Source organism: Sphingomonas sp. BK036 (assembly GCF_004216825.1).
GTDB lineage: Bacteria > Pseudomonadota > Alphaproteobacteria > Sphingomonadales > Sphingomonadaceae > Sphingomonas.
This window is the reverse complement of record NZ_SGXR01000003.1, coordinates 1,367,129-1,386,010: the sequence shown is the minus strand read 5'-3', so window position 1 is coordinate 1,386,010 and position 18,882 is coordinate 1,367,129. Positions and strand designations below refer to the sequence as shown.

Sequence of the window (18,882 nt, the reverse complement as noted above, 5' to 3'; positions counted from 1 at the left end):
GCGCGATCGACATGTTGCGGCGGGCCGGTTTTGCGCATCAACTCCAAGGGGTTGGCAGATTGTGATCCACACCCAAACGCCGCCGAAGGCCGGGGTCCAGTTGGGGGGACGGTGCCAACTTTGGGCAGCGCTCCGTTACTCCGACCTTTCCAACTGGGCCCCGGCCTCCGTTGGGGTGAGGGCGGTGCTTCTCCTGGCTGCCACGAATATCGGGCCGTTTCGCCGATCGCCGGCTCCTTGTTCTCCCGCGAAGGCGGGAGCCCAGTCTGGACTCCCGCCTTCGCGGGAGAACAGGCTTTCCGCAAGGCGACGGGCTTCCGGGAGCGCGCGATTACCGCGCCGCCAGTCGCTCCAAAGCCCGCTCCCGGCCGATCAGCGGCAGCAGCGCCGCCATGTTGGGCCCGTGATCGCGGCCGGTCAGCGCGCGCCGCAGCGGCAGGAAGAGCGCCTTGCCCTTGCGCCCCGTCTCGTCCTTCAACCGCGCGGTCAGCGCGTGCCAGGGATCGCTCGACCAGTCGATCGCCTCAGCCGCCGCCACGGCGCGGTCGAGATACGCGACGTCCGTATCGCCCTCGACCGCGATGGGGCCCTCGATCACGCTCCACCAGTCGGCGGCGTCGGCCAGCGTCACTAAATTGGGCCGCACTGCCTCCCACGCGGCCGTACCCATGCCCGTTGGCAACCGCGTGCCGACATCATCATACGGCAGCGTGTGCAGGATCCGCGCGTTCAGTTGTGCGAGTTCGGCTTCGTCGAACCGCGCCGGCGCGCGACCGAAGCGCGCGAAATCGAACCCGGCGATCAGCGGCGCGGCATCGGCGATCGGCTCGACCGGATCGCTCGTCCCGATCCGCGCGAGCAGCGCACGCACCGCTTGTGGCTCGATCCCGACCTCCCGGAAATGATCGACGCCGAGCGAGCCGAGTCGCTTCGACAGCTTGCCCTCCGCCCCCGTTAGCAACGCCTCATGCGCGAACCGCGGCGGCCCGACGCCGAGCGCAGCGAACATTTGTAACTGGAGCGCGGTGTTCGAGACGTGATCCTCGCCGCGCACGACATGGGTCACGCCCATCTCGGCATCGTCGATCGCCGAGGGGAGCATGTAGAGCCACGACCCGTCCGCACGCCGCACGACCGGATCGCTCATCGTTCTGGCCTCGAAATGCTGGGACCCGCGGATCAGATCGTCCCAGTCGATCGCCGAGTCGTGATCGAGCTTGAACCGCCAATGCGGCCGCACCCCATCCGCCTCGAACTTTGCGCGCTGGGCGTCGTCCAGCGCAAGCGCCGCGCGGTCATAGATCGGTGGCAGGCCGCGCCCGGCCTGGATCTTGCGCTTGAGGTCGAGCTCCTGCGTCGTCTCGTACGCCGGATAGACGTGGCCGCTCGCGACCAGCGCGGCGAACCGCGACTCGTACAGCGCGAACCGGGCCGACTGCCGCTCCTCCGCGTCGGGCGTCATGCCGAGCCAGTCGAGATCGGCGCGGATCGCATCGACGAACCGTTCTTCGCTGCGTTCGGGATCGGTATCGTCGATCCTGAGCACGAACGTGCCGCCGTTCGCGCGCGCGAACATCCAGTTGTGGAGCGCGGTGCGGATGTTGCCGACATGCAGCCGGCCGGTGGGCGAGGGGGCGAAACGGGTGATCACGGTCATGCCGATCGCTGTAGGTAGCCGTGCGCCCACGAGCAAACGCTTCCAGGCCATCCGGCCTACGCGCTGGCCCGCCGCCACGGCCCATCGCCCCGGCACGCAACGCTTCCAACCGGCGATTCGTGCGCCTAAGGGGTGCGCGTGATCGAGCGGGGAAGACTTTCATGAAACTGATGACCGGCAATTCGAACCTGCCACTCGCGCAGGAGATCGCCGCCTATCTCGAGACGCCGTTGACCGACGTCAGCGTCCGGCGCTTCGCCGACGAGGAGGTCTTTGTCGAGATCAACGAGAATGTCCGCGGCGAGGACGTGTTCGTGATCCAGTCGACCGGCTACCCGGCCAACGACAATCTGATGGAACTGCTGATCATGATCGACGCGCTCAAGCGTGCGTCGGCGCGGCGCATCACCGCGGTGATCCCGTATATGGGCTATGCGCGGCAGGACCGGAAGCCGGGCCCGCGCACGCCGATCTCGGCAAAGCTGGTTGCCAACCTGATTACCGTCGCGGGCGCGAACCGCGTATTGTCGGTCGACCTGCATGCCGGGCAGATCCAGGGCTTCTTCGACATCCCGACGGACAACCTCTACGCGGCGCCGGTGATGTCGGCGGACATCCTGGCGCGCTTCGGCGGCAAGAATTTGATGGTCGTGTCGCCCGACGTCGGCGGCGTGGTGCGCGCGCGCGTGCTCGCCAAACGACTCGACAACGCGCCGCTCGCGATCGTCGACAAGCGTCGCGAGCGCGCGGGCGAGTCCGAGGTGATGAACATCATCGGCGAGGTCGAGGGGCGCTTCTGCATTCTGGTCGACGACATCGTCGATTCGGCGGGGACACTGTGCAACGCCGCTGCTGCGCTGATGGAGGCGGGGGCCGAGGGCGTCGTCGCCTATGTCACGCATGGTGTGCTGTCGGGCGGCGCGGTCGCGCGGGTCGAGGGCTCCGAGTTGCGCGAGCTGGTGATCACCGATTCGATCGGCAATCACGACGTCATCAAGGGCGCGCATGGCAAGATCCGCCACCTGCAGATCGCGCCGCTGCTCGGCGAGGCGATCAAGCGGATCGCGGACGAGACGAGCGTGTCGAGCTTGTTCGACTAAGACTGGGGCAGGGTATTTGAACGCGAAGCCGGGGACCCGGACCGGGTTTCCGTCTTTGCGGGAGACCGTCGTGCTTAGCGCTGCGACAGTGCGACGATGTGGTCGAACACCGCGGGATGCAGCGGCTTGGCGAAGGCGCACCCGTATTTGAACTTGTCGCGCCACGCGACCACCGCTTCGAGCGCCGCGAGCCCGGGCAGCGTCAGCCAGACCACCGTTCCGGGCCACAAGGTAAAGCTCGTCTCGGCGCGGAAGCCGGAGAGCGACAGGTCGGTGACCTCGATCTCGAATCGCGTCTGGCCACGGTCGCGCAGATGCGCGCGCATCTTCACGGCCTTGCGGAATGCCTGACGAAGTTCCTCGCCGGTCGAGTCGGCAGGGGGAATGGGGACGGGCTGTGTCATGTCCGGGACACTGCTCCCAAAAGGGTTACTTTTTTCCGAATCCATCATGATTCGACCGCTGGAGCGTGCGTCTCGGCCTGCGTCTTGCGCGGCCGTGAAGGCGCCCGGATGCCGCCACGCGCGCGCCGCTTGAGTTCGGCCTTGAGCGTCTCCGGCTTCGGGGCGACGAGGAAGCCGAAGCTGACATTGCCCTCGCGCGTTTCGACGACGTGGTGCAGCCGGTGCGCCTGGACGATGCGCTTCATGTATTTGGATTTGGGCAGATACCGGGTCGCGATACGCTGGTGCACGATGACGTCGTGGAACCCGAAGTAGATCATGCCGTAGGTCGCGACCCCCGCGCCGATCCAGGCGAAGCCTGGCCACCAGCCAAGGTTCAAGCCGCCGAACACCAACACGAACGACGGTACCGCGAAGATCGCCGCGTACAGGTCGTTCAACTCCCAGTTGCCATGGCGTGCGCGGTGGTGGCTCTCATGCAGGAACCAGCCAAAGCCATGCATGATCCAGCGGTGCGCGGCATAGGCAAACGCCTCCATGCCGATCACGGTGCCGAGAAACAGGAGAAGGCCGAGCCAGATCGCCATTCCCACCATATAGGGTCGCGAAGGCTGCACGGCAAAAGGCGAATTGTCCTAGCAGCGGTTTCGCGAAACCCCTGAAAAACCAGTGTGCGACGCGCTCTATTGAGAACGAGACGCAACTGCAAATGCCTTAAGGGTGGATTTGCGACACGCGCTGTGCTTTACGCCGACCAATTCCCGAGTTTCCCAAAAATTGCGTGGAGCCTTCCCGATGAACATCCATGAATACCAGGCCAAGGAACTGCTGGCCAAGTTCGGCGTCCCCGTCCCTGCCGGTTTCGCGGCGCTGACCGTCGAGGAGGCCGTCGAGGCCTCGAAGAAGCTCCCCGGACCGCTCTATGTCGTCAAGGCGCAGATCCACGCCGGCGGCCGCGGCAAGGGCAAGTTCGTCGAGCTCGGCCCCGATGCCAAGGGCGGCGTCCGCCTCGCCAAGACCGAGGACGAGGTTCGCGCAGCTGCGACCGACATGCTCGGCAACACGCTCGTCACCATCCAGACGGGTGACGCGGGCAAGCAGGTCAATCGCCTGTACGTCACCGACGGCGTCGACATCGACAAGGAATTCTACCTCGCGCTGACGCTCAACCGCACCACCGGCCGGGTAATGATGGTGGCCTCGACCGAAGGCGGCATGGACATCGAAGCGGTCGCGCACGACACGCCCGAGAAGATCCAGTCGATCGACATCGACCAGGCGACCGGCTTCATGCCGCATCACGGCCGCGCCGTTGCTGCAGCGCTCGAGCTGACCGGCGATCTCGCCAAGCAGGCCGCGAACACCGCGTCGAAGCTGTATGACGCGTTCATCGGCACCGATGCCGAGCAGATCGAGATCAACCCGCTCGCAGTCACCAACGACGGCAAGCTGATGGTGCTCGACGCGAAGGTCGCGTTCGACGGCAACGCGCTGTTCCGCCACAAGGACCTGCTCCAGCTGCGCGACGAGACCGAGGAAGATCCCGCCGAGCTCGAAGCGTCGAAGTACGACCTCGCCTACATCAAGCTTGATGGCGACATCGGCTGCATGGTCAACGGCGCCGGCCTCGCGATGGCGACGATGGACATCATCAAGCTCAACGGCATGTTCCCCGCCAACTTCCTCGACGTCGGCGGCGGCGCCAATAAGGAGAAGGTGACGGCGGCGTTCAAGATCATCCTCGCGGATCCGAATGTGAAGGGCATCCTGGTCAACATCTTCGGTGGCATCATGAAGTGCGACATTATCGCCGACGGCATCGTCGCGGCGGCGAAGGAAGTGAACCTGTCGGTCCCGCTGGTCGTCCGCCTCGAGGGTACAAACGTCGAGAAGGGCAAGGAGATTCTCGCGAACTCCGGCCTCGCGATCGTTCCCGCGAACGATCTTGGCGACGCCGCCAAGAAGATCGTCGCAGAGGTGCAGAAGGTCGCAGCGTAACCGCTGCCCACTGCATACTGATTCTGCGAAAAACGGGGCTCGGACGGAAACGTCCGGGCCCTTTTTCGTTGGTGGTGCGACTGGTCCGGTTGGTCGCCCGCCGTGACGCTACGGAACGGTGATGTTTCCATACCGGACTTGCGAAAACGGCGCGAAACCGCCATCTGTCGCGCCAACGCCGTCATGCTGTGACCCATAGCGCGACGGCGATCGAACGATGAGATTCACCTTGGAAGGAACCCCGATGAAGGTGCTGGTGCCGGTCAAGCGCGTGCTTGACTACAACGTGAAGCCTAGAGTGAAAGCGGACGGAACGGGCGTCGATCTGGCGAACGTCAAGATGAGCATGAACCCGTTCGACGAGATCGCGGTCGAAGAGGCGATTCGCCTCAAGGACAAGGGCGTGACGGAGATCGTCGTCGTCTCGATCGGCGAGCAGAAATCGCAGGAAACGCTGCGCACCGCGCTCGCGATGGGCGCCGACCGTGCGATCCTCGTCGTCAGCGAGACCAAGGTCGAGCCGCTGGGTGTCGCCAAGATCCTCGCCAAGATCGTCGAGGAAGAAAAGCCCGACATGGTCATCCTCGGCAAGCAGGCGATCGACGACGACAACAACCAGACCGGACAGATGCTCGCCGGCCTCCTGAACTGGGGCCAGGGCACGTTCGCGTCGAAGGTCGAGATCGCCGACGGCTCGGTCAACGTGACGCGCGAAGTCGATGGCGGCGCGGAGACGGACACGCTCACGCTGCCTGCGATCATCACCACCGATCTTCGCCTCAACGAACCGCGCTATGCGTCGCTGCCCAACATCATGAAGGCGAAGTCGAAGCCGATGGCGCAGAAGACGCCGGCTGATTTCGGCGTCGACGTGACGCCCCGCCTGACCACGCTGAAGGTGGTCGAGCCCGCCAAGCGCTCGGCCGGGATCAAGGTCGCCGATGTCGACGCGCTGGTCGGCAAGCTCAAGGAAATGGGAGTCGCCAAGTGAAGACGCTCGTCTGGGTCGAACATGACGGTCAGGCCGTCAAGGATGCCACGCTGTCGGCCGTCACTGCGGCAAGCCAGCTTGGCGAAGTCCATCTGCTGGTCGCGGGCCAGGGCGTCGACGGCGTCGCGGCCGAGGCTGCCAAGATCGCCGGCGTCGGCAAGGTACACGTCGCCGACGACGCCGCATTCGCACATGCGCTCGCCGAGAACGTCGCGCCGCTGATCGTCGAGCTGATGGGGCATCATGATGCGTTCGTCGCGCCGTCGACCACGCACGGCAAGAACATCGCGCCGCGCGTCGCTGCGCTGCTCGACGTCATGCAGATCAGCGACATCCTGTCGGTCGAGAGCGAGGACACGTTCACGCGCCCGATCTACGCCGGCAACGCGATTGCCACCGTCCAGTCGTCGGATGCCAAGAAGGTCATCACCGTCCGCGGCACGGCCTTCGCGAAGGCCGCGACCGAGGGTGGTTCGGGCGAGATCGAGGCGGTCGCGTCGACCGGCGACAAGGGTCTGTCGACCTTTGCCGGCGCGGAGATCGCCAAGAACGAGCGTCCGGAGCTGACCAGCGCGAAGATCATCGTGTCGGGCGGCCGTGCGCTTGCCTCGAGCGACCAGTTCCATTCGCTGATCGATCCGCTTGCGGACAAGTTGGGTGCGGGCGTGGGGGCCTCGCGTGCCGCGGTCGATGCGGGCTACGCGCCGAACGACTATCAGGTCGGCCAGACCGGAAAGATCGTCGCGCCGGAAGTGTATGTCGCGGTCGGCATCTCGGGTGCGATCCAGCATCTCGCGGGGATGAAGGACTCGAAGGTCATCATCGCGATCAACAAGGACGAGGACGCGCCGATCTTCCAGGTTGCGGACATCGGGCTGGTCGGCGATCTGTTCAAGATCGTGCCGGAGCTGACGGAGAAACTGTAGCCCGAGCAAGGCGTGCAGCGCAGCAGCACGCCGCTGCGAACCAGCGAAGCGCAAGTTCGCAAGCGACAGGCCGGCCGGCGGCGCCATCGCACCGACCGACGCCGCGGGATTTACTCCCGCGGCGCGCGCCAGGAACGGGCGGTGTGACTTCGGTCGCACCGCCCGTTCTCGTATCATCGCCAGCGCACCGTCCGCCCAATCACGCCAAGCGCGTTCCGGTATCCACTGTTCCGCACCAACCCGACATAGGGCTCGGGGAACAATAGCCCCCGACCCCGTCATTGCTTGTCGCCGTCACGCAAGGTCCGGCCGCGTTCGAGCTACAGTCCGCTCCTCCTTGTTCTCCCGCGAAGGCGGGAGCCCAGTCTGGGTCTCCGCCTTCGCGGGGAAACAAGGCTACCGCTGTTCCTGGGGGATAAGGGTCAAGCAAGTCCGGGGGCAGCAGCCCTTGACTGAGACGTATCGCAAGTGCCGGCGGCCCAACCCCAAGGCGCGGAGTTGCCGCCCGCCGCGCCGCTCCCCAATTAGCCGGGATGTACGGCGTCCATCCGAACCCGCGCGATCGCCTGATATCCGCGGGTGGTGCCGCGATCCTGTGTGGCGTCTTGGGCTACGCGCTGATCCTCGGTCTCGGCGTGCGCATGCCCGTCGCCATCCCCGACGCGCTGAAGACGTTCGCAATTGGCCCCGCACCTCCCCCGCCGCCGCCTGAAACGATCATCCCTCGGCCGGCGAAACGCCATCGCCCCGAAGGCGCAGCGGCGCCCGCCAACCTGCGCGCGAAAGCCACCGACACCGTCGCGCCCACGCCGATCGTGCCGCCCCCCGTTCCACCACCGCCGGTGATTGTTGCGCTGAAGCCCGGCCCGGGTAGCGAGGCCACCACGGGCGCCGCGCCCGTCTTGGGCCCCGGAACCGGCGCGGGTGGCGATGGCAACGGCTCGGGCAGCGGCCGCTCCGGGGATGGCGACGGCGCTGGGGGCGCCGAGACCCCGCCAAAGCTGCTCAACGGCCGCTTTAAGACCAAGGACTTCCCCAATGCCGAGGTGGTGATCGGCGCGGGCGGGATCGTCGGCGTGCGCTACACGGTCGAGACCGACGGCAGCGTCACGCACTGCGGGATCATGCGATCGAGCGGCAATGCGGTGCTCGATGCGACCACCTGCCGCCTGATCGAGCTGCGCTTTCGCTATCGCCCGTGGCGCGATGCGGCGGGGCGGCCGGTCCGCTCGACCGTCGTCCGCAACCAGTCATGGGTCAACCAGCGCGGACCGCCGTCGCGCGGCGACTGATCAAACCCTCTACCGCCCGAGCCGTCCCCCGCTCAGGACCCGCGCGGCGGTCGGCGAAACCGCCATCAACGCGCGTCCCAAAACGATCGTGACGCCGAGTACCAGCAACGGCTGGACCAGCAGATACGCCGGATACAGCCCCGAGCCGAGCGCGCCGGTCACCAGCCCGATCACTGGCCCGAACAGCCACAACAGCACGAGGTGATCGCAAAAGGCGAGAAATCCGTAGCGCTCGATTCCCCGCAAGCCCTCTGCGCAGCGGCTCCCCGCCAATGCCCACGCCACACGCCAGAACAGCACCGCCGACGCCAGCCGAAACACGATATCGAACGCTGCCATCGCGTGCGGATGTGCGTCGAAGAAGACATTTCCCAGCAACGCCGTCCAGAGCCGCGGCGCGATCAGCACCACGAACGGCAACGCGCACAGCGCGACCGGCCACCGTACGACCGCCTCCGCGACGCCGAAGCGCCGCGCAGCAATCCCTGCGGTAAAGAACAGCAGGATCTGTGGCCGCAACAGCAGGGGCACGTGCACCCCGGACACGCTCCACGCGACGACCACGATCGCAACCACCGCGAGCCAGCGACTCGACGCACGCACCAGAACCGGCGCGATCATCATCGCGACGAACAGGTCGCGCAGGAACGGCATCTGCACGTTGATGTCGTTGGCATGGACGAGCGGCACGAGCTCGTTGAGCGTCCAGCCGATGCTCGACGGCGTCGGCGCCTTCAGGTTGCCGAACGTCGCCGCGGCACCGACCAGCAGGATCGCGATCGCGTTCCACAGCAACATCGGCAGCAGGATCGTCCGCGCCTTGCCGCGCAGGAACGCGCCGTAAGGCTGGCGCATCGCGGTCGAGACGACCAGCCAGCCCGAGATCATGCCGAGCAGCGGCACGGCGCTGCGCCCGAACACCTCGCCCAGCACGGTCCGCAGGATCGCCTGTCCGCCGAACGCCACCACCGCGAGCTCCTCGGCGGTCCGGCCGGTCCAGGCGTGGACATAGACGATCCCCATGATCCCGATCAGTCGCGCGATCGCGATCGCGGTGGAAAGCCGGCTCTCCGCGCCGCGTGCCGGTTCGGCGGATCCCATGTTCACTTGCGCCCCTCCGCCTCCGTGCTGTTGCGCCTTACCCGGCTTGTCGCGCGCGAACACTGTGTTCAGGATGGAGCGGACGGTACGGGGGACAAAGACATGATCGCCGCATTCCTGCTGATGGCCGCGCAGGCGAGCCCCGACGTGGCCCTATCCCGCCGCGTCGAGCGCGTGCTGGAGCGGAGTCCGGTGATCGATGGCCACAACGACCTCGCCTGGGAGATCCGCGAGCTGCACGAGGCAAAGGTCGAAGCGGTAAATCTCTCGGTGGATACCGCACATCTGCCGAACCCGCTCCAGACCGACATCCCCCGCCTCCGCAAAGGCCATGTCGGCGGCCAGTTCTGGTCGGTCTACATCCCCGCCGACGCGCCGCGCGCGGTGGAGATGACGCTGGAGGAGATCGATATCGTCCGCCGCTTCGTCGCGGCGAACCCGGTGACGTTCGAACTGGCCACCACCGCCGCCGACATCCGCCGGATCGAGAAGGGCGGGCGGATCGCCTCGCTGATCGGCGTCGAGGGCGGGCACCAGATCGACGGGCGGCTCTCCGTGTTGCGCCAGTACCGCGCGCTCGGCGTCGCCTATATGACGCTGACGCACGGCAAGAGCCTGAACTGGGCGGACAGCGCGACCGATGCGCCACGCGCCAACGGGCTCAGCGCGTTCGGGCGGCAGGTGATCACCGAGATGAACCGGATCGGGATGATCGTCGACGTCAGCCACGTCTCGGACGCGACGATGGCAGCGGCGCTCGCTGCGACGAAAGCGCCGGTGATCGCCTCGCACTCCAGCGCTCGAGCAATCGCAGATGCGCCACGCAACATTCCCGACGCCCTGCTCCGCGCGATCGGCGCGAACGGGGGCGTGGTGATGGTGAACTTCTACCCGTCGTTCCTGTCGGGCGCGTGGCGTAGCTGGGACGTCGCGCGAACCGCCTATGCCAAGAGCATCGGCGTGCCGGCGGGGGTGTACGGCGCCAAATCGCCCGCGCCTCTCGTCGCGTGGGACGCCGCGCATCCCGAACCGCAGGTCACCGCCGCGACGGTGGCCGATCATGTCGAGCATATCGTCGCAATCGCTGGTCACGATCATGTCGGGATCGGGGGCGACTTCGACGGGATCCAGGGCACCGGGCCGCTCGGGCTGAAGGGCGTCGACGGCTATCCGCTGCTGTTCGCCGAACTCGCGCGGCGCGGGTGGAGCGATGGCGATCTGGCGAAGCTGTCGGGGGGCAACATCCTGCGCGTCCTCGACCGGGTCGAAGCGATCGCGAAGGGGATGGCCGGCCTGCCGCCGATCGATGCGACCGACGTGGCGTCCCTCGAGTAAGATAACGGCGCGATCGAGTGCGTCAGGGATCCGGCATCCGCTGCGGCGCCGGCGGCTCCACTACCAGCGGCGCCACGGTGCGGAGCATCAGCGCGATCACCAGCGCGGCCACGCCGAGCAGCAGGCAGAACGCGGTCACACCCGGCCAGCCGGCATGCGTCCATGCGAAGCCGCCAGCGGACCCCAGCACGCTCGACCCCATATAATAGAAGAACAGGTAGAACGCCGCCGCCTGTCCACGCGCGCCTTGCGCGCGGCGGCCGACCCACGCGCTGGCGATCGAATGCGCGCCGAAAAAGCCGATCGTCACCACCGCGATCCCCGCGATCACCAGCGCCAGCGGAGTCATCGCGGTCAGCGCGACGCCGAGGATCAGCAGCACCACCGGGATCCAGAAGATCGTCCGCCGCCCGAGCCGCCCGGCCAGCGTGCCGAACTTCGCCGAGCTCACCGAGCCCAGCACATAGAGCAGGAACACCGCCCCGACCGCCGCTTGGCTAAGGCCGTACGGCGCGCGCATCAGCCGGAAGCCGGCATAATTGTAGATCGTCACGAACACGCCCATCAGCAGGAACGCCTCGAGATACAGCAGCGGCATCGCGCGGTCGGTGAACAGCGATCCGGCACTGCGCAGCAACGCACCCGGCCGCCCGACGCTCGGCGTGAAGTTGCGCGAGGGCGGCGCGAGCCGGCGGAACGCCTCCGCCATCGCCAGCCCGGCGATCCCCACCGCGGCGAGCGCCCAGCGCCAGCCTTCGAGATCCGCGACGACGCTGACGACCAGCCGCCCCGCCATCCCGCCAAGTGCACTCCCGGCGATATACAGTCCCATCGCCGCGCCGACCGCGCCCGCATCGACCTCCTCCGCGACATAGGCCATCGCCACCGCGGGCACGCCCGCCAGCGCGACGCCGGTCAGAAAGCGCAGCACGAGCAACCCGCTCCACCCCGGCACGACCGCCGCCGCCAGCGTCAGCGCGCCCGCCGCGAACATCGCCGCGATCATCAGCGGCCGCCGACCGACGCGGTCCGAGACGAACCCCGCGAACAGGATACCGATCGCCAACGGCCCGGTCGCCAGCGACACCGCGAGCGATGCGGCTTCCGCGGTCAGGCCATATTGCGCGGCGAACAGCGGCAGCAACGGCTGCACCGAATAGAGCAGCGAGAAGGTCGAAAAGCCTGCGAACAGCATCGCCAGCGTCAGCCGGCGGTACGCGGGGGTACCCAGCGCAATCGGCGTCTCAGAAGCCACTCAAGAAACTCGCGACGTTGTGCCCCAGCGCGTCGACCGCATAGCCGCCCTCCATGACGATGACGCTCGGCCAGCCACGGGCCGCGATATCGGCGGCGAGCACGGCATAGTCGGGCGTCGTCAGCTTGAAATGCGAGATCGGGTCGCCCTCCCACGTATCCGCGCCGAAGCTGACGACCAGCAGGCCCGGATCAAAGGCGGCGATCGCGTCGAGCGCGGTGGTCTGCGCGGCGCGGAAGGCGTCGATCCGTGTGCCGTGGGGCAAGGGCAGGTTCAGCGTCGTGCCGAGCCCTTCCCCCTCGCCGGTCTCGTCGGCATGGCCCCAGTAGAAGGGATAGTCGGTCTTCGGATCGGCATGGACCGAGGCGTAGAACACGTCGCCCCTGAGCGCGAAAATGTCCTGCGTGCCGTTGCCGTGGTGATAATCGATGTCGAGAATCGCAACTCGCGCGACTCCGGCGTCTCGCGCAGCCTGCGCGGCGATCGCTGCAATGTTGAGATGGCAATATCCGCCGCAATAATCGGCCCCTGCATGATGGCCGGGCGGACGACACAGCGCGAACGCGGCGCGCTCGCCCTCAAGCACCGCGTGCGTGGCGGCGAGCGCGGACTGCGCGCTGCCGTACGAGGCGGCCCAGGCCTCGCGCGTGATCGGCGTTGTGGCATCGAAGCTGTGCGCACCGATCAGCGCGTCGATCCGCGTGAGATCGAGCGGACGGCGGCCGCGGATCGGGAACGCATAGGGGATCGCATCGCCTTCGCGCCCCGCGTCGCGCCACAGCCGCGCGGCATCCTTGAGGAACGTGGCATAGGCGGGCGTATGCACTGCCAGGATCGGCGCCTCGCCGCGATCCTCCGGCGCCTCGACCGAGCCGATCGCGCGGAGGATCGCATCGATGCGCGCGGGCGTCTCCGCATAAGCGGTGAACGCGCCGTTATGCAGTTCGCGCGCTGGTGCATGGGTTCGCTGCGCGTCGTCTAAGAACAGCCGCATGTTTGCTCCTTGGTGCGCGGTCACGAGGGAAGAACCAACCGATCGCGCTGTGGGTCCTACCGGGTCGCGCGCGTTCGACCAATTCGGCAGGCTAGAACAGCGCCAGCTGCCGATCGTCCACGCCGTTCAGGAGCCAGCGACCGATCACGTCGTGCCGCATCTGGCCGACCCGGCTGTGGACGAGCACGAACGCGTCCGCGGTCCAGCCGATCGGCGCGATGTCGTGCGTAAACGGCGCGCCGTCGCGGTAGCCGAGCGTCATCTGCGGACTGAACCGATGGCCTGCGCGCGCCGACAGCCCCGCCGCCTCGCGCGCCACCGCGATCCGCTGGCGCAGTGCGTCGAGCGAGGCGTTCGGGTGGCGCGAACACAGCGCGACGGATCGTTCGGTCCCGACCGCGATATCGAACTGGAGCGCGAACGGTGCAGCCTCGACCGCATCGCCGATCGCCTTGAGGTCGCGCTCGAGCGCGGTCGACACGCGGTCATGCTCGTCGAGGATGTCGATCGTGACGTGCAGATGGTCCGGGCGCAGCTTCTGCCCTTCTGTCTCGAACCACGACGCCGCCTCGGTGATCTGGCGCGCGAGCGGCAGCGGCGGGCGGATCGCGAAGAACAGGCTGTGACGGGCGATCGGTCGATGAAACATGGCCACTTTCCGGGTCGGTGGAGACACGATCGTTGCTATTATGTTCCGGTGCCGGCGTCCAGGTATCGCGCGAAATGCTGTGGATCAAACACCACCCCGGCGAAGGCCGGGGCCCAATTGAAGAGACTGCAGTAACGATACGCTGCCCCCCGTTATGTACGTCCCCAATTGGGCCCCGGCCTTCGCCGGGGTGGATGATCCTTCCAGCGTACGGCCTTACCGCGCCAAGGCCTCCGCGATCAGTTTCCGCGAGTTCGCCACGCCGTACAGCGCGATGAAGCTGCCCATCCGCGGCCCTTGCTCGGAGCCGAGCAGAGTCTCGTACAGCGCCTTGAACCAGTCGCGCAGGTTTTCGAACCCGCCGGTCTTGCCGATCTCGTAGACGATGTTCTGGATGTCCTCGGCACTCGCTTCGGCCGGCAGCGCGGCGAGTTCGGCGTCGAGCCGCTCGAGCGCCGCGACCTCGTGCGCCACGGGGGCGCGACGCTTCAAGGTCGGCGCGACGAAATCGCGGCCATAGGCCAGCGCGTGATCGATCAGCTTGTCGAGCTCGGGATAGCTCTCCGCCGACGCATCGGGGACGTAGTTCGCCAGATAGCCCCAGACCTGCGCCTTGCTCGCATCGCCCATCACGCCGACAAGGTTGAGCAGCAGCCCGAACGTCACCGGCAGCTCGCCCTCGGGGAGCTTGCCGTCATGGATGTGATGCACCGGATTGCCGAGCTTCTGCTTCAGGTCCTGGCCCGCATAATTGCCGCGGAACTGCCAATATTCGTCCACCGCGCGCGGAATCACGCCCATGTGCAGCGACTTGGCCTTTTTCGGCTCGCGATACGCGTAGAACGCCAAGCTCTCCTGCGGGCCATAGGTCAGCCACTGGTCGAGGCTCAGGCCGTTGCCCTTGGACTTCGAGATCTTCTCGCCATTCTCGTCGAGGAACATCTCGTAGTTGAACCCCTCGGGCGGGCGGCCGCCGAGCACGCGCGCGATCTTCGACGACTGAGTCACCGAATCGATCAGGTCCTTGCCCGCCATCTCGTAATCGACGCCGAGCGCAACCCAGCGCATCGCCCAGTCGACCTTCCACTGGAGCTTGGCCTTGCCGCCGAGCACGCTCTGCTCGATCCGCTGGCCCTCATCGTCGAACGCGATCAGCCCGGCCTCGGCATCGATCACCTCGATCGGCACCTGCAGCACGATGCCGCTGGTCGGCGAGATCGGCAGCACCGGCGAATAGGTCGCGCGGCGCTCGGCGCGGAGCGTCGGCAGCATCACGTCCTGGATGCCTTGGAAATGCCGCAGCACGCCCTTCAGCGCCTCGTCGAAGCGGCCGCTGGTGTAGTATTCGGTCGACGACGCGAATTCATAGTCGAAGCCGTAGCGGTCGAGGAATTCGCGCAGAATCGCGTTGTTGTGCGCGGCGAAGCTCGAATGTGTCCCGAACGGATCGGGGATCTGCGTCAGCGGCTTGCCGAGATGCTCGCGCAGCATGTCGCCGTTGGGGACGTTGTCGGGCACCTTGCGCAGCCCGTCCATGTCGTCCGAAAACGCGATCAGCCGGGTCGGCGTGTCGCTCAGCGCATGGAAGGCGTTGCGCACCATCGTCGTGCGCAGCACTTCGTTGAACGTGCCGATATGCGGCAGCCCCGACGGTCCATAGCCCGTTTCGAACAGCACCGGCGCCCCCGATTTGCCGGTCGGATACCGCTTGAGGAGCTTTCGTGCCTCCTCATACGGCCAGGCTTTGGACTCAAGGGCGGCGGTGCGGAGTTCATCGGTCATAGCCCATCGCGACTAGCGCGTGCGCTCGTGTCCGTCACCCCCACCGCCGCATGGGTCTTAGCGGCAACGATCCTTTGCAGTGATTGTCCGGTCGACCGCGCGGCCGCCCAGCGCACCCGCTGCGCCACCGGCGAGCGTGCCGAGCAGGCCACCACCAACGGCGTTACCGAGCACCGCGCCACCGACGCCGCCGGCGACCAGACCGGTCGTGCCGCTCGAATGGCGGCAGCGACGCGCCTGATAGCGACGGTTGTGGCCGCGATATTCATGCCGCGAGCGTGCTTCGGCCTTGCCCGTGGGAATCACGGCGGCGGCGGGAATGGCGAGCGAGAGCGCGCTCAGCGCCATGAGAAACTTCTGCATGTTCATCGTCCCTGTTGATGTAGGTAAAGCTTGGTATCGATAGGGGCGCAACGCACGTGCACCGTACCGGTTGCGTAACGGCGACCTAGGATAATGAGATCGCTGGAAAGGTTCGCGGTTACGTCTTCCGTCGACCTTGATCGCGTCCTGTTGCTGCGAGACTTACCTTCCTCCCGTCATCCCAGCGAAAGCTGGGATATTCGTGGGGCGAGTGCCGCGATCTCCCCGGAAATATCCCAGCGTTCGCTGGGATGACGGGAGGGGCAAAGCGGAGATTGCCGGGCCGCTTCACAAAAGGTTGCCCTTTCGTTCCTCTTGGCACAAGGTCGCGCGGTGCTTCCCTATCCCGCCCTCCACGCCAGCCACGCCGGCATCTGGATCGCGAATGCGGAGGGCGCGCGGCCGATCGGGCGGGGCGAGGCGATCCGGATCGCTGCCGACACGCCTGTCATCATGCTCAACGCGCCGCTGATCGGGCAGCGTCTCGGCTATCCCGACCTGTCGGGGCTCGATTTGCTCGAACTTTACGCGTTCCTGCGGCCTGGGCAGTTCGCGGTACCGACGCCAAAGGGCATCGCGCGGGTCACCGGGCTGGACGTGCCGAGCGAGGATGCCGACGTCGCGTCCTTCCTGCTGCGCGCGGCCGAGGCGATGCTGGCGCTGACCGAGGGCGACTGGCCCGAGCGCGAAGGCGCGTGGACCTCGGCGCAATCGCTGTTCCGCCTGCGCTGGCCCTGGGCGCCGGTCGTCGCCGAGCGGCTGAAGAAGCCGTCCGTCAACGAACGCTGGCTCTTCTCGGTGCTGCCCGAATGGGAGGAGCATGCGCCGCGCCCCGCGCCGCGCACCGTCACGATCGAGCCCGGCGATGCCGAAGCGCGCCTCGTCGACCTTACCGGCCACGGCGCGGAGGAACGTCCCGGCCAGCGCGCCTATGCCGGTGCCGCGACCGCCGCCTTCGCACCGCGTGCGATGCGCGACACGCCCAATCTCGTCCTCGCCGAGGCGGGGACGGGGATCGGCAAGACGCTGGGGTATCTCGCGCCCGCGTCGCTCTGGGCGGAGAAGGCGGGCGGCGCGGTGTGGATCTCGACCTATACCAAGACGCTGCAACGTCAGCTGGGGCAGGAAACCGCGCGGCTCTATCCCGACGCCGCGATCCGCAAGGCCAAGGTCGTCACGCGCAAGGGCCGCGAGAATTACCTGTGCCTGCTCAACCTCGAGGATGCGCTGCAGGGCGGGTTCGCGGGCCGTGCGGCGATCCTGGCACACCTCGTCGCGCGCTGGGCCGCGTATAGCGCCGACGGCGACATGGTCGGCGGCGACCTGCCCGGCTGGCTGCCCACCCTGTTCCGCCGCAACGGCTCGACCGCGCTGACCGACCGGCGCGGCGAATGCGTCTATGCCGGCTGCCCGCATTACCGGAAATGCTTCATCGAGCGCGCCGCGCGCGCGTCTTCGGACGCGGACATCGTCATCGCCAACCACGCGCTGGTGATGGTCAACGCGGCGCGCGGCCGCGAACTCGCGACTCGGCCGACACGCTATGTGTTTGACGAGGGCCATCACATCTTCGACGCCGCCGATTCGATGTTCGCGACCGCGCTGACCGGCGCCGAGACGATCGAACTACGCCGCTGGATCCTCGGCCCCGAATCGGGCGGGCGTGGCCGGCGCCGTGGCCTTGCCGCACGGCTGTCCGACCTCGCGAGCTATGACGAACAGGGCGCGCGCGCGATCAGCGACGCGGTGACCGCGGCGGGGGCGCTGGCGAGCGACGGCTGGCTGCAACGGCTTGGCGAAGGCGCGCCGTTCGGACCGATCGAGACGCTGCTCGCTGCCGTCCGCGGGCTCACCTACGCGCGCGCCGAGCAACCCGGCGACGCGGGCTATGGGTTGGAGACCGAACTCGCCGAACCCGACGCGACGCTGATCGAGGCCGCTGCGCCCGCCGCCGCGGCGCTCGACGCGCTCGTGCGCCCGCTCGTGACGCTCGGCCGCCGTCTCGAAGCGGTGCTTGCCGAAGCGCCCGACTGGATGGACGGCCCCGCCCGCGCGCGCGTCGAGGGCGCTATCGCCTCGATCGGCTGGCGCGCGGAGACGGTCGCGGCGTGGCTGTCGCTGCTCGCGCGCGTCGGCGGACCGGTCGACGGTGATTTCGTCGACTGGCTCGCGGTCGACCGGATCGAGGGCCGCGAGTTCGACATCGGCCTCCACCGCCACTGGCTCGACCCGACGCGGCCGTTCGCCGAGATCGTCCTCAAGCCCGCGCACGGCGCGCTCGTCACCTCGGCGACGCTTACCGGCGGTGGCGACTGGGAGGTGGCCGAAGCGCGCAGCGGCGCGCCGCATCTTCTCCGGCCCGCCGCGCGGTTCGAGGCGAAGAGCCCGTTCGACTATACGCGCCAGGCCGAAGTGCTGATCGTTACCGACGTGAAGCGCGGCGACATCGGCGCCCTCGCCAACGCCTATGCGCAGTTGATCGTCGCCAGCCGCGGCGGCACGCTCGGGCTGTTCACCGCGATCCGGCGGCTGCGCGGCGTACACGGCCGGATCGCCGATCGCCTGGCGCGCGAAGGCCTGCCGCTCCACGCGCAGCACGTCGATCCGATCGATACCGGCACGCTAGTCGACATCTTCCGTGACGATCCGGGCGCGTCGCTGCTCGGCACCGATGCGCTGCGCGACGGCGTCGACGTCCCCGGGGAGTCGCTGCGGCTCGTGGTGATGGAGGGCGTGCCCTGGGCGAAACCGTCGGTGCTCCACGCCGCGCGCCGTCTTGCGGGCGGCGGCTCGGCCTATGACGATCGGCTCGTCCGCGCGCGGCTGGCGCAGGCGTTCGGCCGGCTGATCCGCCGCGCCGACGATTCGGGCGTGTTCGTTATGCTGTCGGCAGCGATGCCCTCGCGCCTGCTCGCCGCGTTCCCGCCGGGCGTGCCGATCGCGCGCGTGACGCTCGAAGAAGCGGTGGCCCGAGTGGCGAGCCGGCTTTCCTCAAGGGCTCCGGTAGGGCATGAAAGCTGCGAACCGGCTTGAGG

General features: G+C 67.5%; 16 protein-coding genes. 7 read left to right on the top strand and 9 right to left on the bottom strand.

What is annotated here, in order from left to right; all coding sequences use genetic code 11:
- Nucleotides 1-331 precede the first annotated feature (331 nt).
- The gene (locus tag EV283_RS06575; RefSeq protein ID WP_130323597.1) at nt 332-1,657 is read right to left on the bottom strand and encodes a glutamate--tRNA ligase; all 1,326 of its coding nucleotides are present in this window, start codon (nt 1,655-1,657) and stop codon (nt 332-334) included.
- Between the two features lie 161 nt (nt 1,658-1,818).
- Between EV283_RS06575 and EV283_RS06570 the strand changes: the two genes are divergently transcribed.
- Nucleotides 1,819-2,757: a ribose-phosphate pyrophosphokinase gene (locus EV283_RS06570; protein WP_056419089.1), complete on the top strand. Its 939-nt coding sequence runs from the start codon at nt 1,819-1,821 to the stop codon at nt 2,755-2,757.
- Between the two features lie 74 nt (nt 2,758-2,831).
- Here EV283_RS06570 and EV283_RS06565 read toward each other — a convergent pair whose 3' ends face one another.
- Nucleotides 2,832-3,161, bottom strand: a complete 330-nt coding sequence (locus EV283_RS06565; RefSeq protein ID WP_056419086.1) for a PilZ domain-containing protein — start codon at nt 3,159-3,161, stop codon at nt 2,832-2,834.
- 44 nt (nt 3,162-3,205) lie between these two features.
- Complete coding sequence (locus EV283_RS06560; RefSeq protein WP_130323595.1) at nt 3,206-3,748, bottom strand: sterol desaturase family protein; 543 nt, start codon at nt 3,746-3,748, stop codon at nt 3,206-3,208.
- A 208-nt stretch (nt 3,749-3,956) separates the two neighbouring features.
- Here EV283_RS06560 and sucC point away from each other — a divergent pair, with 208 nt between their 5' ends.
- The 4 genes from sucC (at nt 3,957) to EV283_RS19550 (ending at nt 8,368) form a co-directional block, all read left to right on the top strand.
- The gene (gene sucC / locus EV283_RS06555) at nt 3,957-5,159 is read left to right on the top strand and encodes an ADP-forming succinate--CoA ligase subunit beta (RefSeq protein ID WP_055874762.1); all 1,203 of its coding nucleotides are present in this window, start codon (nt 3,957-3,959) and stop codon (nt 5,157-5,159) included.
- A 244-nt stretch (nt 5,160-5,403) separates the two neighbouring features.
- Nucleotides 5,404-6,150, top strand: a complete 747-nt coding sequence (locus tag EV283_RS06550) for an electron transfer flavoprotein subunit beta/FixA family protein (RefSeq protein WP_056018387.1) — start codon at nt 5,404-5,406, stop codon at nt 6,148-6,150.
- Complete coding sequence (locus tag EV283_RS06545; protein WP_130323593.1) at nt 6,147-7,076, top strand: electron transfer flavoprotein subunit alpha/FixB family protein; 930 nt, start codon at nt 6,147-6,149, stop codon at nt 7,074-7,076. The genes EV283_RS06550 and EV283_RS06545 overlap by 4 nt, the downstream gene beginning before the upstream one ends.
- Before the next feature lie 533 nt (nt 7,077-7,609).
- Nucleotides 7,610-8,368, top strand: coding sequence for an energy transducer TonB (locus EV283_RS19550; protein ID WP_130323591.1), 759 nt, complete (start codon nt 7,610-7,612; stop codon nt 8,366-8,368).
- A gap of 9 nt (nt 8,369-8,377) precedes the next feature.
- Here EV283_RS19550 and EV283_RS06535 read toward each other — a convergent pair whose 3' ends face one another.
- On the bottom strand, nt 8,378-9,469 hold the full coding sequence (locus EV283_RS06535) for an acyltransferase (RefSeq protein ID WP_130324005.1): 1,092 nt from the start codon (nt 9,467-9,469) through the stop codon (nt 8,378-8,380).
- Nucleotides 9,470-9,571: 102 nt separating this feature from the next.
- Here EV283_RS06535 and EV283_RS06530 point away from each other — a divergent pair, with 102 nt between their 5' ends.
- Nucleotides 9,572-10,804, top strand: a complete 1,233-nt coding sequence (locus EV283_RS06530; RefSeq protein WP_130323589.1) for a dipeptidase — start codon at nt 9,572-9,574, stop codon at nt 10,802-10,804.
- A 22-nt stretch (nt 10,805-10,826) separates the two neighbouring features.
- Here EV283_RS06530 and EV283_RS06525 read toward each other — a convergent pair whose 3' ends face one another.
- The 5 genes from EV283_RS06525 to EV283_RS06505 all read right to left on the bottom strand — a co-directional run bounded on the left by EV283_RS06525 (nt 10,827) and on the right by EV283_RS06505 (nt 15,847).
- Complete coding sequence (locus EV283_RS06525) at nt 10,827-12,059, bottom strand: MFS transporter (protein WP_242615812.1); 1,233 nt, start codon at nt 12,057-12,059, stop codon at nt 10,827-10,829.
- Nucleotides 12,049-13,053 carry a histone deacetylase family protein gene (locus EV283_RS06520; RefSeq protein ID WP_130323587.1) on the bottom strand — a complete coding sequence of 335 codons (1,005 nt, stop codon included), beginning with the start codon at nt 13,051-13,053 and terminating at the stop codon, nt 12,049-12,051. Before EV283_RS06520 ends, EV283_RS06525 begins: the two co-directional genes overlap by 11 nt.
- Before the next feature lie 91 nt (nt 13,054-13,144).
- The gene (locus tag EV283_RS06515) at nt 13,145-13,702 is read right to left on the bottom strand and encodes a 2'-5' RNA ligase family protein (protein ID WP_130323585.1); all 558 of its coding nucleotides are present in this window, start codon (nt 13,700-13,702) and stop codon (nt 13,145-13,147) included.
- 216 nt (nt 13,703-13,918) lie between these two features.
- The gene (locus tag EV283_RS06510) at nt 13,919-15,484 is read right to left on the bottom strand and encodes a lysine--tRNA ligase (RefSeq protein WP_130323583.1); all 1,566 of its coding nucleotides are present in this window, start codon (nt 15,482-15,484) and stop codon (nt 13,919-13,921) included.
- Nucleotides 15,485-15,541: 57 nt separating this feature from the next.
- A complete protein-coding gene (locus tag EV283_RS06505; protein ID WP_130323581.1) occupies nt 15,542-15,847 on the bottom strand; it encodes a hypothetical protein in 306 nt (101 codons plus the stop codon).
- A 333-nt stretch (nt 15,848-16,180) separates the two neighbouring features.
- Between EV283_RS06505 and EV283_RS06500 the strand changes: the two genes are divergently transcribed.
- Nucleotides 16,181-18,880, top strand: coding sequence for an ATP-dependent DNA helicase (locus tag EV283_RS06500; RefSeq protein WP_130323579.1), 2,700 nt, complete (start codon nt 16,181-16,183; stop codon nt 18,878-18,880).
- Nucleotides 18,881-18,882 lie beyond the last annotated feature (2 nt).

What these genes read in the sequence shown, in the direction of transcription:
- EV283_RS19550 (WP_130323591.1), top strand. Translation starts at nt 7,610, where the DNA reads ATGTACGGCGTCCATCCGAACCCGCGCGATCGCCTGATATCCGCGGGT.
- EV283_RS06550 (WP_056018387.1), top strand. Translation starts at nt 5,404, where the DNA reads ATGAAGGTGCTGGTGCCGGTCAAGCGCGTGCTTGACTACAACGTGAAG.
- sucC (WP_055874762.1), top strand. Translation starts at nt 3,957, where the DNA reads ATGAACATCCATGAATACCAGGCCAAGGAACTGCTGGCCAAGTTCGGC.
- EV283_RS06520 (WP_130323587.1), bottom strand. Translation starts at nt 13,053, where the DNA reads ATGCGGCTGTTCTTAGACGACGCGCAGCGAACCCATGCACCAGCGCGC.
- EV283_RS06535 (WP_130324005.1), bottom strand. Translation starts at nt 9,469, where the DNA reads ATGGGATCCGCCGAACCGGCACGCGGCGCGGAGAGCCGGCTTTCCACC.
- EV283_RS06565 (WP_056419086.1), bottom strand. Translation starts at nt 3,161, where the DNA reads ATGACACAGCCCGTCCCCATTCCCCCTGCCGACTCGACCGGCGAGGAA.
- EV283_RS06505 (WP_130323581.1), bottom strand. Translation starts at nt 15,847, where the DNA reads ATGCAGAAGTTTCTCATGGCGCTGAGCGCGCTCTCGCTCGCCATTCCC.
- EV283_RS06560 (WP_130323595.1), bottom strand. Translation starts at nt 3,748, where the DNA reads ATGGCGATCTGGCTCGGCCTTCTCCTGTTTCTCGGCACCGTGATCGGC.
- EV283_RS06510 (WP_130323583.1), bottom strand. Translation starts at nt 15,484, where the DNA reads ATGACCGATGAACTCCGCACCGCCGCCCTTGAGTCCAAAGCCTGGCCG.
- EV283_RS06515 (WP_130323585.1), bottom strand. Translation starts at nt 13,702, where the DNA reads ATGTTTCATCGACCGATCGCCCGTCACAGCCTGTTCTTCGCGATCCGC.
- EV283_RS06575 (WP_130323597.1), bottom strand. Translation starts at nt 1,657, where the DNA reads ATGACCGTGATCACCCGTTTCGCCCCCTCGCCCACCGGCCGGCTGCAT.
- EV283_RS06530 (WP_130323589.1), top strand. Translation starts at nt 9,572, where the DNA reads ATGATCGCCGCATTCCTGCTGATGGCCGCGCAGGCGAGCCCCGACGTG.
- EV283_RS06570 (WP_056419089.1), top strand. Translation starts at nt 1,819, where the DNA reads ATGAAACTGATGACCGGCAATTCGAACCTGCCACTCGCGCAGGAGATC.